Genomic DNA, 13,590 nt, shown 5'->3' with positions numbered 1-13,590 from the left:
AATGCCAGTGAATTATCATCTTGTAAACAACTAAATAGTGAGCGATCTAAATTTTTACTGTCTCACGGTGGGATGAACGCGCCAAAACAGCGCCAAATAGCGGGGGCGGAATAAAAAATAACTCTGTTTATTAGTGGCTTAAAACGGTGGGTGATAATTTAACACCTGCTTTTTTTGCGCGCTACACTCATGTTGAAGCCGCTACGTTCGCGAACAGGCTATCCATTATTGGTACGTCTTGATCGAGCCGAGTTAAATCAGAGCAGTGCAACAGCCGCGCTTGCGCTGCTGATATGGAAAATGTTCGGTGTCGAGGGGGAGGCTGACGCGCTCGGTAAACTGCTTTTGCCAGAAGCACAACCGCGCTACCGGGACTGGTTGCAGCGCATTGCGGATCAGGCCAGCGGTCAGTCCCCTTAGCGCACTGGCGTAACCGGGGGAGGAAAACCGTGCAAAAACCTTTGCGTCACCTTGCCATGCGTTTCAGCGCAGAAATGCTGATTTATGCGTTAATGGGATGCTCGCCGCTGATCATCGCGCTTACGGCAGGGCAGGTTGCCAGTGTGGCCGGTTGTCCGCTGAATGAGAGCCGCGCGTATCCCTGCTTTATTCTGGGATACGATACCGGCCAGCTCCTTTACAGGATGGGCGTTTCAGGCTGGTTCAGTCTGTATAGCCTGCCGCTGGGGGCGATGCTCATGATGCTACGCACCGCAGCCTTCTTTGGGCAACTGTATTCACATGACCGTGCCAGGGGCAGCTAACGTGTCATGCCGCCGCAGGCGAAGTGAAGTCAAAGCCGGTGCTTTATTGCACTATAACAGCCTGTCTCTGATCCCCGGGAACCCTCATGCTGACCCTGAAAATTTTTTGTCTCTGCTTTCTTACCGTCATTGTGCTGTCGCTCGCGGCCAGTCTGGCGCAGGCGACGCGCGGCGCTGATGCCCTGAATCAGGGCGGCTGGGCGACTGCCCGGCGGGATTCGGCAGGGCTCGCTCCCGATCCGCATGTTAACGCCAGTCAGGCCATCATTCAGGTTTATGCCGCACCGACCTATGGCTGGAAGGGTGCCGTTGCGGTGCATCCGTGGATTATTTTTAAACGCGCAGGTGAAACCCGCTATACGCGTTATGAAGTCATCAGTTGGGGCAGTGGCGATAAGGTAAGGCGCAATGCCTCTTTGCCTGATGGTTACTGGTACGGTGCAAAACCGCGTTTGCTGGTGGAGCACCGTGGCCCTGAAGCGCAGAACCTGATTCCGCAGATTGAAGCCGCCATCAAAACCTATCCCTGGCCCACGACCTATCATGCCTGGCCCGGACCGAACAGTAATACTTTTATGGCGCACATTGGGCGCAACGTGCCCGCGCTGAAACTGAATCTGCCTGCTAACGCTCTGGGGAAAGACTATCGGCCATTATGGCGTCCGGTTGGCTTACCGCCTTCAGGGCGCGGGGTTCAACTGTCCCTGCTTGGCGTGGCGGGCGTAACGATCGGCGTGCAAGAGGGCGTGGAGTTTAATCTGTTAGGGCTGAGTGCTGGCGTCGGATTTGCGCCGTTTCAGCTGCGCCTGCCTTTTATCGGCGGTGTAGGGCATAACAACCTGCAACATGATCATCCCTGATTGCCGGCCAGGGTGAGGTGTCGGGCGCATTGACGTCCTGCCCTTGTCTGCCCTGACGCGCTAACGGCCCACAGGTTAGCGCGTCCCGGCCGGTCAGCAGACGCCGAAATCGCCATCTTCGTGATAAAGATTCACGCTGTCTGCTTTAATTTCAATTTCCTTTTTGCTGGCATCATCTACGCGCGCGCACCAAAGCGTGTCGCCTTCTGCACGCAGCACGACCATTTTAGGACCGCCCGTTTTCGACTGAACCAGGTCATCAGGGTTAAACATATTTCCTCCGTTGTTTTCTGATGGTTATGTCTGGCATCGCAGCCTCGCATTTTTTGCGCGGCCTTTTCCATTTTAGACACAACCCGTTTTACCTGCCGTCCGACTGCTCGCATCCTGTCCGCACATCACAAAAATACCGCAAGGTTGTCAGTTGACAACCGTGAAAATATAAGGAATGCTACGCGCCATGGTGGACAGAAAGCGGCACCCGAATAAAGAGATTGAGGCAGCATTACGTTACGCAGAATCTTACGGATGGCGGGTTATTGCCTCCGGTCATCATGCATGGGGAAAGCTGTATTGCCCCTCAAATCTTGAGACATGCCGGTGTGGGGAATTTTGTCTGACCTGTATCTGGCACACACCAAAAAGCGCGACGAACCATGCAAAAGCATTGCGGCGCGTCGTAGATAACTGTAGTGAGATAAAAAAACGCAAGCGAGGGCATTAACATGACGGAATACTGTTTCACCTTGCGGTTTGAACTGCCTGAAACGCCAGCATCCATTGATACACTACTGGAAAAACTGGCCGAGGCAGGATGCGATGATGCGCTGGTGGGCGCGGGAACCGCTGGCAAGCTGGCGCTGGAGTTTACCCGCCAGGCGATGTCGGCCAGCGATGCGATCGACAGTGCGATCCGGGATGTTCAGGTTGCCATTCCTGGCGCGGTCATGATCGAAGCGGCACCGGACTTTGTCGGCTTAACCGATGTGGCTGACCTTATTGGCGTGTCGCGTCAAAATATGCGCAAACTGATGCTGACGCACAGCAAACAGTTTCCACTGCCGGTGCATGATGGCAAAACTGCTATCTGGCATTTAGCCGACGTGCTGGAGTGGCTGGGGCAGCGCAATCACTACCAGCTACCCGCGGTCACCTGCGAACTGGCGCAGGTAACCCGTCGGCTTAACGTGTTGGGTTCCGTGCAGCGCTACGGTTACCAAAAAACTAAGCCCTAGTGCGGCAACAGGAAAAGCGTCGCCAGGCCCAGGAAAATAAAAAAGCCACCGGTATCGGTAATGGCCGTAATCAGAACGCTGGAGCCCACGGCGGGATCGCGTTTCATTTTGGTCATTACCAGCGGCACCATCACGCCCATGATGGCCGCCAGCAAAAGATTCAGCACCATCGCCAGCATCATCACGCCGCCCAGTGCCATATTGCTGTACATGAGCCAGGTGATGGCACCCATAATCCCGCCCCAGAACAGGCCGTTAATCAGGGCGACGCCAATTTCTCGCTTAAACAGAAACGAGAAGTTGCCCGGTTCAACCTGATGCAGCGCCAGGGCGCGGACAATCATGGTAATGGTCTGGTTACCGGTATTGCCGCCGATGCCGGCGATAATCGGCATTAAAGTCGCAAGCGCGACAATCTGTGAGATAGTGCCCTCAAACAGCCCAATCACGCGGGAAGCGATAAAGGCTGTGCAGAGGTTGATGGCCAGCCAGGCCCAGCGATTTCGCACCGACTTACGGACCGGAGCAAAGACATCCTCTTCCTGGCTGATCCCGCCCATTTTGCGGATGTTGCTTTCATTTTCTTTGTTTACCAGGTCGACCACATCTTCAATCGTGATACGGCCAATGAGCTTGCCCTGGGCGTCCGTCACCGCTGCGGAAATCAGGTTATAGCGTTCAAAGGCACTGGCGGCGTCTTCGGCTTTATCGTCCAGCTGAAAGGTGGTGGGATGGGGATTCATCACCTCGCTCACGAGGGTTTTGGGTTTATTCAGCAGGATATCCGTCAACAGCAGTTCGCCGAGCAGCTGATTCTGTTCATTGGTAATGAAGATTTTGTCCGTGCCGTCGGGCATGCTTTTGCCTTTGCGCAAAAACCGTTGCACGGTCGCCAGCGTGACGTCCTCGCGTACAGTGAGGATATTGAAGTCCATCACCCGACCCACGCGATCGCGGTCAAACTTCATCACGCTCAGAATACGCGCCCGTAGTTTGGGCTCCAGGGAGGTCAGTAAGCGCCCGGTGAGGCCGCGCGGCAGATAGCGCACCAGCCAGGCCTGGTCGTCAATATCCAGCGGCGCGATAGCCTGGAGAATATCGCGGTCGCTCATCTCGTCGGTCAGGCTGTCCCAGACGGTTTCTGACGCTTCAACCAGCACATGGCCGCGTTTTTCCGGCGGCACCAGGCTCCAGAGCGCCAGGCGGGCTTCTTCAGGCAACGCTTCAAGGATGTCGGCCAGGTCAGCCGCATGGAGCTGGTCGATGTCTTGTTGCAGAATTTCCCGATGTATCACATTTTCACGTTGCTGCTCAGGCGAGAGATGACCGGCTTTATTCCGTAGTGTCTCGCTGAGACCCTGCTCATTGAGCAGCAGCGTCAGAATACGATGACGAATTTCATTTAAACGTTGAGTGTGTGAGGCAGACACATTGCATCCCTTTAGTCTGAAAGCACCTGCACGAAGTGTAGCGTTTTGACTGAAAAAGGGAGGCAAAAAATCGTCCCGCAGGCGGGAATGCGCGCGGATGTGTCAGCGAAAAGCCTGTAAGGGATTAACGACTGCTGGAAAGCGTCGGGATAGCAGGCGCGGATTCAGTTTGCTTTTGCTGATGATGCTCGAAGGCCGCAGGCAGGATAAAAACGAGACGGCTAAACAGAATGATAAAACTGATGAGTAAAACAACCCGCGTCATACTGACGCTTTTTTTACGTCTTCGGGGAGAAAGGGCGCTGTTCACGCAAAGAAATTCCTGTAATAACCCGGACCGGGCGACAGCAATATTTAGTCACAGTCGCCCGGGTAAATCAACCGCTGTTTAAAAAAAATACAACGGATCAATAGCTGGCTTTCTGGGCCAGCAGGGTCGCAAAACGGCAGTTAATCCGGTTGCCGTTTTCATCTTTGCGATGAAGCTGTCCCCAGTTTTCGTTGTATTTCACAATGTGCCAGTTGCGGTAGTAATGGCTTAACTCACCGGACTTAAACGCGAAAGGGAAGTCAGACGGACAGGGCGCATCCTCGGTATTCATCGCGGCCACAATCAGGTTAAAGCCATTTTTCACGGTACAGGCTTGCATATCCGCGATGAGCTGGGGAATGGTGGCCGGTTGCAAAAACATCATGACCACCGTCGAGATGACCACCTGCCAGGCCCCGTTAAAACGCACCTGATTTAAATCCTGCAGCGCCGTATGAATGCCGGTCAGCCCTTCAGCGGCGATGATCTGATTGAGCCGTTCCAGACTGGCGGGATTGTGATCCCAGGCCGTCACGTCAAAACCATGTTGGTTAAGGAACAGCGTATTACGTCCGCTTCCGCACCCCAGATCAAGCGCTTTTCCTGGTGTCAGTTTAGGCAGCGCCTCGGCCACCTCCGAGTGCACAGGGGTTAAGCCATAGGTTTCTGAAAAATAGTTATCGGTTCGCAATGTCATGATTATCCGTTCGGTAATGCGGGCAGCAAGTGCCCGCACAATCAGGCTTCTGCCAGAATCAGCTTCCAGCCGGTGACCTCATTCCAGTAGTTTTGCTCACGCTCCAGATCGAGCTGGACCAGGTTATTTTGACTGAAATAGCCCGCCGGGAAGGTAAGCGTCCAGTGGCCCTCATCACAGGTCAGCGTTAACGCGTCAGGACGTGTAGTCGCCTGGCGCTGGTTGTTCAGTAAGGTGCCAAGGCGCAGCAGGAATATCAGCGGCAGAAACTGTTTTTTCTTAAACAGCGTGACGCGAGGCAGTTCATCCACTTTGACGGCTTTACGGTGGAATCTGACCAGTGCTGCCAGCAGCATCTGCTGATCCTGGTTGAACCCCGGCAGGTTGGTGTTCTGCAAAATATAGGCTGAGTGGCGTTGCATGCCGCTGTGGTTGATCGTCAAGCCGACTTCGTGCAGCATCGCCGCCCATTTCAATAGCGCCGCCAGCTGAGGATTCGCGAGTTTGGGATTCTGGTCGCGCCATTGCAGATAGAGCTGCTCGGTGGTTTCCAGCACTCGACGCGCCTGGTCGCTGTCGATGGCATAGTGATTCGCCAGGCTCTGAGCGGTGCGGCTGCGAATATCCCGATGGCGGAAACGGCCTTCCATCTCATAAAGTACGCCTTCACGCAGCGCGCCATCGCTCAGGGTCAGTTCACGAATCGCCAGCGCATCAAACACGCCGCAAAGAATCGCCAGCCCCGGAACAAATACGCTTTTGCGCTCTTCAGACAGGCCTGGCAGACTCAGCGCAGCGAACGATTTATGCTTGATCACTTCATCATAAAGCTTTGTCAGTCGCTCTGGCGTAATCAGCTTCTCTTTCTCGCCCATCGCCAGCAGCACTTCGCAGGCCGCTTTGATGGTGCCGGAAGCACCAAGGGCATATTGCCAGCCGTGCAGACGATATTGCCACGCCAGGGTTTCCAGCTTCTGCGTGGCGGCCAGCCGGGCGCGACGGAAGTTTTCAACGCTGATTTCGCCGCCAGGGAAGTAAAGCTGGGCAAAGCTGACGCAGCCCATGCGGCGGCTTTCGACCAACTGAGGCTCAAAATCTTCACCGATGACGAGCTCTGTCGAGCCGCCACCGATATCAATCACCAGCTTGCGTCCTTTTTCCGGTTGCGTATGTTCGACGCCCATAAAGATCAGGCGCGCTTCTTCGTGACCGGAAATCACCTCTATTGGATAAGGAATGACCTCTGCCGCGCGCTGTAAAAACGTCTCAGCGTTAACCGCCTGACGCAGCGTATGTGTGCCGACAATCGTCACGTTGCTGGCATTAAAGCCCTGCAGGCGTTCGGCAAACAGTGCCAGGCAGTTCAGACCGCGCTCCATGGCGTCTTCGCTCAGGTAATTTTTGGCATCCAGGCCATCAGCAAGATGCACGCGCTGCTTCAGTCGCCCCAATACCTGCAAAGCCCCATCCACCACACGGGCAATGACCATGTGGAAACTGTTTGAACCGAGATCGATGGCCGCAAACTCTTGAGGTTTCGGCGTACTTTTTTGGGATATTGGCATAGGCGTTATTCAGGTTGTTCCAGCTTCTTAATGTATTCGTAAATCGCCATTTGCGACCGCACCTTACGACGATTGCCGCGCTGAACGTATTGGTTACTCAGCTCTTTATCCACGACGCGCGCTTTAACCGTGTCGCTGAGCTGAATGGCAATGATGTCCAGAATGCGCTGCTTTATTTGTGGATCCAGGATAGCCACGGCCACTTCGATACGGTAATCAATGTTACGCGTCATCCAGTCAGCCGAGGAGAGAAACACTTTCTTGTCTCCACCGTTTTCAAAGATATAAACGCGGTCATGTTCCAGGAAGCGATCAACGATACTGATCACACGAATATTTTCACTGATCCCAGGCAAGTCCGGAATCAATGAGCACATCCCACGAACCAGTAAATTAACATTTACGCCAACGCTGGAGGCCGTATAAAGCCTGTCTACCAGCCCTTTGTCCACCAGGTTGTTAATTTTAAGAGTTATGCCACTGGGGCGCTTTTGTTGGGCATTCGCAATCTCGTTATCGATCAAATCATACAGCATCCGACGTGAGTTTTGCGGAGAAACCATCAGGTGATCAAACGTCACCGGGCGGTACGGGTTTTCGATAAAGTTAAAGACCCGGCGCACTTCATTGGTGATCCGCGCATCGGCGGTCAGCAGCGAGTAGTCCGTGTACAGACGCGCGGTTTTCTCATTAAAGTTACCGGTGCCGATGTGGGCATAGCGCACGATTTCTTCGCCTTCACGACGGGAAATCAGGAACAGTTTGGCGTGAATTTTCAGGCCAGGCGCCGAGAAAATAACGTGAACACCGGCTTCTGTCAGGCGCTTAGCCCAGTAAATGTTGGCTTCTTCATCGAAACGCGCCTGAAGTTCGACGACCACCGTCACTTTCTTACCGTTATAGGCGGCGTGAATCATCGCATCCATGATGCGGGAATGCTTGGCGACGCGGTAAATATTAATTTTAATCGCCAGCACGCTGGGGTCGAATGATGCCTGGCGTAGCAGTTCCAGCACATGCTCGAACGTGTGATACGGATAATAAAGCAGGACGTCGCGATTACGAATGGCGTCAAAACCGTTGCGGAAGCCGTCAAAACCAATGTGGCGAATCTGCGGCATCGGACGGTTAATCAGGTTGTTTTTTCCGACGTTAGGAAACCCGATAAAGTCTTTGAAGTTGTGATAGCGTCCGCCTGCCAGCACGGAGTCGTAGTTGGAAATCGACAGCTTGTCGCACAGCAGCGCCACCATAGAATCCGGCATATCGCGCTGATAGACAAAACGCACAGGTTCTGCCGTCAGACGCTGTTTCAGGCTGGAGGACATCAGTTCCAGCAGGCTGGACTCCATTTCGGTGACCAGATCGTACTCCGCATCGCGCGTCATTTTCATTGAATAGGCGTTCAGCGTGTCGTAATCGTAGAAACCTTTGAAAATATCATCCAGGCAGTAGCGCAGGATATTATCTAACAGGATCATAGGCTTGCGGCGGCGCGGCGGCTCCGCGGGCAGGTTAATAAAACGCGGGACCTTGTCTGACGGGATTTCCAGCAACGCGTACTGAATATCGCTGCCGCGAATGATCTCGACCGCCAGATAGGTGTAATCGTCTTTCAGAAACTCCGTCAGGTCGGTTTCATGGGTAATCAGGATCGGCGTGATGTGCTGACGCAGTTCATGCTTAAAGTAGTGACGCAGCCAGCTTTGCTGATTAGGTGAAAGCTGACGTTCGTTAATCAGAAAGATTTGATTGCGCGCCATTTCCAGCAACAGGTCGTTGTAGAGCGCATCAAATTCCTGATCCGATTTCAGGACGCGCTGCTGAATCTTCTTCAACAGGTGGCGCGGTGTGCTGGCGGAGCCTTGCTCTTCGCCAATCAGGATGCGTCGTTTCAGGTCGGCAAACCGGACCTTGTAAAATTCGTCGAGGTTATTTGAGTAAATACCTAAGAAACGCATACGTTCAATCAGCGGATTACTTTTGTCTGCCGCTTCCTGCAAAACACGTTCGTTAAAGCACAACCAGCTCATTTCTTTTTCAATATAAAGCTTTACCTGACCCATTCTCACTCCGTATGACGGTTGCAGGACTGACGACGCTACAGTATCCATCAGCATTATGGCGAGAGTATGGCAGGCTTGTCCAACAGCAAAAGTTGTCTTATCAAGCCGCTACGGGCAACATAGCGACTCATTTTCGCCGCATAATCAGGGCCGCATGAGCGTAAACCATATTCCCGTCCAGTTTAGCGATCGCCGACGTCGTGCTATTGACCGTTATACGCGGCGCCTCGTCACGTGCTGCGGGGTCGCTATTCTGTTACTGATGATGCTGCTGTTCTTTTGGTTGCTCTGGGTGGTCCTGCCGTTGTTTAGCGCACCGGGTGTGCACAGTCTCAGTCATCAGCGGCTCTGGGATGCATCGCCCGCACTGGCCATTGGTAATAAAGGCAGCGTTGGCTGGCGTATCAGTCGTGATGGCAAGGCACGATTTATACCGCTGAATGGCCAACCGCCTGAGCCCGCGCTGATGCTGACGCCCGCGCCGCAACAGGTGGTAACGAGCGCCGATGGCAATATGGTGCTGCTCAACGCACAGGGCAGTTTAACCCTGTTGCAGCCGGTGATAAGCAAAGGCGAAGGCGAGTGGCATTTTCCGTTGGGCGATAGCGGCTTTCGTCTGCCCCAGGGCGACGTAAAAGAAATGGCTGTCGCCACACTTCGTCCCGATCAATGGCGGATTGCAGCGCTCACTGACGCGGGCGTCAGTCTGTTAACGCTGGAAACTAACCGCCAGGCTGCGCTCATCCAACTGCCGGGTCTGCAGCCTGCGCATCTGGTGCTTTCGCCTAAAGGCGACCTGCTGTACACCACCGAAGGCCGCCTGCTACGGGTCTGGCAAATCGATGACGGGCGGGCCTGGCTGCGGGAAACGCAGATGCTGCCGGAAGCGCCCCAACATATGCAGTTACTGGCCGGAGGCCAAACGCTGCTAATTCAGGACAGTCACGGTATTACGCAATGGTTTTCCATTGCTGGCGATAACGGCCTGCGCCTGCACGCCATCCGCACGTTCGCACACAGCGCCGGACAGGGTCTGATCGTCAGTGAGGCGCAGCGCCGGGTTTTCGCTACCTTTGATCAAACCGGCCTGCTTAAGGTCTTTGCCAGCAAACAGGATGGGCCCATTCTGCAACACCAGTTAGCACCCGGCATCCTGCAGGCGCAGTTTTCGCCGCAGGGTGACAGCCTGTTGCTGGAGCGATCGTCAGGTTGGGAAACCCTTAAACTGACCAATCCCTGGCCGGATGTGACCTGGCGTAACTTCTGGCAAAAAATCTGGTATGAAAACTATCCCAAAGCCGACTGGGTCTGGCAGTCCACCAATGCCGGAGACAGCTATCAGGCGAAGTTCAGTTTAATTCCGATGGTGGTGGGCACGCTGAAAGCGGCCAGTATGGCGCTGCTTTTTGCCACGCCGCTTGCCCTGGCTGCTGCGATGTACACCGCCTGGTTTATGGCACCGGGTTTACGTCGTTGGGTGAAGCCTGCGATAGAGATGATGGGGGCGCTGCCCAGTGTGGTGATTGGGCTGATTGCCGGATTATGGTTAGCGCCCCATGTCGGTCAGGCATTAACAGGAATTCTGTTGCTGCCGGTCACGCTGGCGGGCAGTCTGCTTGGCTGCGGTATTCTGGCCCGCCGCTTACCGGCCCGCTGGCGGCAGCCGGGCCATGAGGTTATCCTGCTGCTGCCCGTGCTGCTTATTGTCGCGGCGTTAACGCTCTGGCTACCCACGCTTATCGTGCCGGATGCCGGTGACTGGCTGCCGCATTACGCGCAGCGTAATCTGCTGATAGCGGCGCTGGCGATGGGGTTTGCGCTGGTGCCGATGATTTTTACGCTGGCGGAAGATGCGCTGTTCAGCGTTCCGGCGTCGCTGGGGCAGGGCTCACTGGCGCTGGGCGCCACGCCGTGGCAAACGCTGACGCGGGTCGTGCTGCCGGGAGCGTCGGCCGGCATTTTTGCCGCGCTGATGATTGGTTTCGGACGGGCCGTAGGCGAAACCATGATTCTCTTAATGGCCACCGGGAACACGCCGCAAACTGAAGGCGGCCTGTTCAGTGGCCTGCGCACGCTGTCAGCCAATATCGCGATTGAAATGCCTGAGGCGGCCGTTGGCAGCGCACATTACCGGATTCTGTTTTTAAGTGCGCTGGTGCTGCTGGTCTTCACGTTGATGATCAATACGGTTGCCGAGCTTATCCGCCAGCGTCTGCGCCTGCGTTTTAGCCAGTATAAGGAGCAGGCATGAAGTCGATACGACAAAACGATCGCTGGCGTTGGCTTACGGCGGGTGCCGTGACGGTCTGTTTACTGGCCTTTACCCTGTTGATCGCGCTGCTGGGATGGCAGGGGCTGCGCGCGTTCTGGCCCCATCGCGTCGATCTCTATCAGTTCACACTGCCTGATGGCAGCAAAACCCGTGTACTGGGCGAAACGCTTGAGCGGCAATCGCATTATCCGGCGCCTGCCGCCGCGTCAGACGGCAAACCGGGCGACGTACATCGCTATCTGATTAAGACAGGCAACCGGGACTGGGCCGCTCCTGACTTTCGGGCGGTGCTGAGTCAGCAGGCACCGATTGTCAGCCAGCCGGACGACGTGATGGTGCTGCAGCGCCGCAGTCAGGGGAATGCCTATGGCTGGTTTGTCGGCCTGCGGGAAGAGAATGATGTTCTTACGGCAAAAGACATTATGGCGCTTCTGCAACAGCGCCTTGAACAGGTAAAGCTTATCGAGCAGCAGGCCAGCGAGATGCGTCGGGTCGATATTGCCCGGTTGAATGAACAACTGGACCAGTTGGACGATCAGGCTGAGCATCAGCGCGCGGCAAAGCAGTTCGATTTGCAGGCGCAGTCAGAATATGAGGCCAACCAGGCGGCGCTGCAACGCCGCCTTCTTCAGCTCAATGACAGGCTGAACAGTCTGCAAGCGGAAAGCCAGCGTGATGCGCTGATTCTGCGCGATGTGAACGGCACTGATCACCGCATTCCTCTGTCGCAGATTGTGGAAGCCTGGCAACCTAACGCGATGAGCCTGATGCAAAAAATGGGGCATTTCTGCCAGCAGGTGTGGCGCTTTATTAGCGATTCGCCTGCCGAAGGGGAAAGCGAGTTTGGCGTGTTTCCGGCGATATTTGGCACGGTGCTCATGGTGCTGCTGATGTCTGTGGTTGTGATGCCGCTGGGCGTTATCGCGGCGCTGTGGCTACATGAATATGCGGAACGCAACGCGTTGACCCGTCTGGTACGCATCGCCGTGGTCAACCTGGCGGGCGTGCCCTCGATTGTTTATGGCGTATTTGGGCTGGGCTTTTTTGTCTGGCTGGTGGGCGGCACGGTGGACCAACTGTTTTACAGCAGCACCTTGCCCGCCCCGACATTTGGTACGCCCGGTTTGCTGTGGGCGTCGCTGACACTGGCCCTGCTGACCTTGCCGGTGGTGATTGTCGCGACGGAAGAAGGGCTTTCCCGCATTCCCGACAGTCTTCGGCAGGGCTCGCTGGCGCTGGGGGCGACCCAGGCCGAAACGCTCTGGAACGTGGTATTGCCTATGGCCGTTCCGGCCATGTTAACCGGACTGATTCTGGCCGTGGCACGTGCCGCAGGCGAGACCGCGCCTCTGATGCTGGTGGGCGTGGTTAAAATGGTGCCGGAACTGCCGATAGATGCGGTGTTTCCCTACCTGCACCTCGACAGAAAATTTATGCATCTGGGCTTTCAGATCTATGATCTCGCCTTTCAGAGCCCTAATACCGAAGCCGACCGGCCGCTGGTTTTCGCCACGGCGCTGCTTCTGGTGCTCATTATTCTGTTGCTGAACCTGTTAGCTATGGGCCTGCGTCACCGCCTGCGTGAACGCTATCGCCTGATGACTCAATAACTGACGATGACTATGATGCCCGAAACTGATATTGCGCTAACCGTTGATCATCTGTCGCTCTGGTACGGTGAGCGCCAGGTGCTTCAGGATATCTCGCTGCAACTGCCCAAAAATCGCATCACCGCATTGATTGGCCCGTCCGGCTGTGGCAAATCAACGCTGCTACGCTGCTTTAATCGTATGAACGACGTGATTGATCGCTGCCGCATCGAAGGGGACATTCTGCTGGATCAGCAGTCGATTATGCGACCTGCTCAGGATGTCTCTGCGCTGCGTCGCCGAGTCGGGATGGTGTTTCAGCGGCCCAATCCGTTTCCCAAATCGGTTTACGAAAATGTGGTGTACGGACTGCGGCTGCAAGGGGTGCGCGATAAGCGCGTACTGAATGAAGCCTGTGAACGGGCACTCCGGGCGGCGGCGCTGTGGGGCGAGGTGAAAGATCAGCTGGCACAGAATGCGCTGACGCTTTCCACGGGGCAACAACAAAGGCTGGTTATCGCCCGCGCTATTGCGATTGAGCCGGACGTCCTGTTACTTGATGAGCCAACATCCGCGCTGGACCCGATTTCTACCCTGGTGATCGAAGAACTGATGAGTACGCTCAGGCAGCATTTCACGCTGGTGCTGGTCACCCACAACATGCAGCAGGCTTCACGCGTGTCGGATTACACAGCCTTTATGCATCAGGGATCGCTGGTGGAGTTTGACACCACAGACAGGATTTTCACCACACCACAGGTGCGCCGGACAGAAGATTACATCACCGGGCGTTACGGTTGAA

Annotated in this window: 14 protein-coding genes; 8 read left to right on the top strand and 6 right to left on the bottom strand. The window is 55.3% G+C overall.

The window, feature by feature from the left end; translation table 11 throughout:
* Positions 1-228 precede the first annotated feature (228 nt).
* From RAC60_RS10050 to RAC60_RS10040, 3 genes are all read left to right on the top strand, one after another.
* Positions 229-420: a hypothetical protein gene (locus RAC60_RS10050; protein ID WP_375093524.1), complete on the top strand. Its 192-nt coding sequence runs from the start codon at positions 229-231 to the stop codon at positions 418-420.
* 29 nt (positions 421-449) lie between these two features.
* Entirely contained in the window at positions 450-764 is a 315-nt protein-coding gene (locus RAC60_RS10045; protein ID WP_146212559.1) for a hypothetical protein, read from the top strand.
* A gap of 86 nt (positions 765-850) precedes the next feature.
* Complete coding sequence (locus RAC60_RS10040; protein ID WP_054633337.1) at positions 851-1,624, top strand: DUF3750 domain-containing protein; 774 nt, start codon at positions 851-853, stop codon at positions 1,622-1,624.
* 93 nt (positions 1,625-1,717) lie between these two features.
* Here RAC60_RS10040 and RAC60_RS10035 read toward each other — a convergent pair whose 3' ends face one another.
* Positions 1,718-1,897 carry a hypothetical protein gene (locus RAC60_RS10035; protein ID WP_033740871.1) on the bottom strand — a complete coding sequence of 60 codons (180 nt, stop codon included), beginning with the start codon at positions 1,895-1,897 and terminating at the stop codon, positions 1,718-1,720.
* A 187-nt stretch (positions 1,898-2,084) separates the two neighbouring features.
* Here RAC60_RS10035 and RAC60_RS10030 point away from each other — a divergent pair, with 187 nt between their 5' ends.
* Entirely contained in the window at positions 2,085-2,348 is a 264-nt protein-coding gene (locus tag RAC60_RS10030; protein ID WP_133745432.1) for a hypothetical protein, read from the top strand.
* A gap of 1 nt (position 2,349) precedes the next feature.
* Entirely contained in the window at positions 2,350-2,859 is a 510-nt protein-coding gene (locus RAC60_RS10025) for an AlpA family transcriptional regulator (protein WP_185199107.1), read from the top strand.
* Here the strand turns inward: RAC60_RS10025 and mgtE are convergent.
* The 5 genes from mgtE to ppk1 all read right to left on the bottom strand — a co-directional run bounded on the left by mgtE (position 2,856) and on the right by ppk1 (position 8,927).
* Positions 2,856-4,289, bottom strand: a complete 1,434-nt coding sequence (mgtE, locus tag RAC60_RS10020; protein ID WP_033740865.1) for a magnesium transporter — start codon at positions 4,287-4,289, stop codon at positions 2,856-2,858. The two genes, RAC60_RS10025 and mgtE, sit on opposite strands and share 4 nt — an antisense overlap.
* Positions 4,290-4,413: 124 nt before the next feature.
* The gene (locus RAC60_RS10015) at positions 4,414-4,599 is read right to left on the bottom strand and encodes a YfgG family protein (RefSeq protein WP_006120471.1); all 186 of its coding nucleotides are present in this window, start codon (positions 4,597-4,599) and stop codon (positions 4,414-4,416) included.
* A gap of 97 nt (positions 4,600-4,696) precedes the next feature.
* Positions 4,697-5,335, bottom strand: a complete 639-nt coding sequence (tehB, locus tag RAC60_RS10010) for a tellurite resistance methyltransferase TehB (RefSeq protein WP_071988775.1) — start codon at positions 5,333-5,335, stop codon at positions 4,697-4,699.
* Between the two features lie 2 nt (positions 5,336-5,337).
* Positions 5,338-6,861, bottom strand: a complete 1,524-nt coding sequence (ppx, locus tag RAC60_RS10005) for an exopolyphosphatase (protein ID WP_033740864.1) — start codon at positions 6,859-6,861, stop codon at positions 5,338-5,340.
* 5 nt (positions 6,862-6,866) lie between these two features.
* Entirely contained in the window at positions 6,867-8,927 is a 2,061-nt protein-coding gene (gene ppk1 / locus RAC60_RS10000; RefSeq protein WP_006120467.1) for a polyphosphate kinase 1, read from the bottom strand.
* Positions 8,928-9,081: 154 nt separating this feature from the next.
* Here ppk1 and RAC60_RS09995 point away from each other — a divergent pair, with 154 nt between their 5' ends.
* The 3 genes from RAC60_RS09995 to pstB are packed head-to-tail and all read left to right on the top strand — an operon-like array spanning position 9,082 to position 13,589.
* Positions 9,082-11,178, top strand: a complete 2,097-nt coding sequence (locus tag RAC60_RS09995) for an ABC transporter permease subunit (RefSeq protein ID WP_324030180.1) — start codon at positions 9,082-9,084, stop codon at positions 11,176-11,178.
* On the top strand, positions 11,175-12,809 hold the full coding sequence (gene pstA / locus RAC60_RS09990; RefSeq protein WP_324030182.1) for a phosphate ABC transporter permease PstA: 1,635 nt from the start codon (positions 11,175-11,177) through the stop codon (positions 12,807-12,809). The genes RAC60_RS09995 and pstA overlap by 4 nt, the downstream gene beginning before the upstream one ends.
* A gap of 12 nt (positions 12,810-12,821) precedes the next feature.
* The gene (gene pstB, locus RAC60_RS09985; protein ID WP_039339941.1) at positions 12,822-13,589 is read left to right on the top strand and encodes a phosphate ABC transporter ATP-binding protein PstB; all 768 of its coding nucleotides are present in this window, start codon (positions 12,822-12,824) and stop codon (positions 13,587-13,589) included.
* Position 13,590 lies beyond the last annotated feature (1 nt).

The sequence above is a fragment of the Pantoea sp. BR_17 genome (assembly GCF_041955125.1).
In the GTDB taxonomy this organism is placed as follows: Bacteria; Pseudomonadota; Gammaproteobacteria; order Enterobacterales; family Enterobacteriaceae; genus Pantoea; species Pantoea stewartii.
This window is presented reverse-complemented; position numbering and strand designations above follow the sequence as displayed.

Excerpts from the sequence above, each read along its gene's own strand:
- pstA (WP_324030182.1), top strand. The coding sequence starts at position 11,175 with ATGAAGTCGATACGACAAAACGATCGCTGGCGTTGGCTTACGGCGGGT.
- ppx (WP_033740864.1), bottom strand. The coding sequence starts at position 6,861 with ATGCCAATATCCCAAAAAAGTACGCCGAAACCTCAAGAGTTTGCGGCC.
- RAC60_RS10040 (WP_054633337.1), top strand. The coding sequence starts at position 851 with ATGCTGACCCTGAAAATTTTTTGTCTCTGCTTTCTTACCGTCATTGTG.
- RAC60_RS09995 (WP_324030180.1), top strand. The coding sequence starts at position 9,082 with ATGAGCGTAAACCATATTCCCGTCCAGTTTAGCGATCGCCGACGTCGT.
- ppk1 (WP_006120467.1), bottom strand. The coding sequence starts at position 8,927 with ATGGGTCAGGTAAAGCTTTATATTGAAAAAGAAATGAGCTGGTTGTGC.
- RAC60_RS10030 (WP_133745432.1), top strand. The coding sequence starts at position 2,085 with ATGGTGGACAGAAAGCGGCACCCGAATAAAGAGATTGAGGCAGCATTA.
- RAC60_RS10025 (WP_185199107.1), top strand. The coding sequence starts at position 2,350 with ATGACGGAATACTGTTTCACCTTGCGGTTTGAACTGCCTGAAACGCCA.
- pstB (WP_039339941.1), top strand. The coding sequence starts at position 12,822 with ATGATGCCCGAAACTGATATTGCGCTAACCGTTGATCATCTGTCGCTC.
- RAC60_RS10035 (WP_033740871.1), bottom strand. The coding sequence starts at position 1,897 with ATGTTTAACCCTGATGACCTGGTTCAGTCGAAAACGGGCGGTCCTAAA.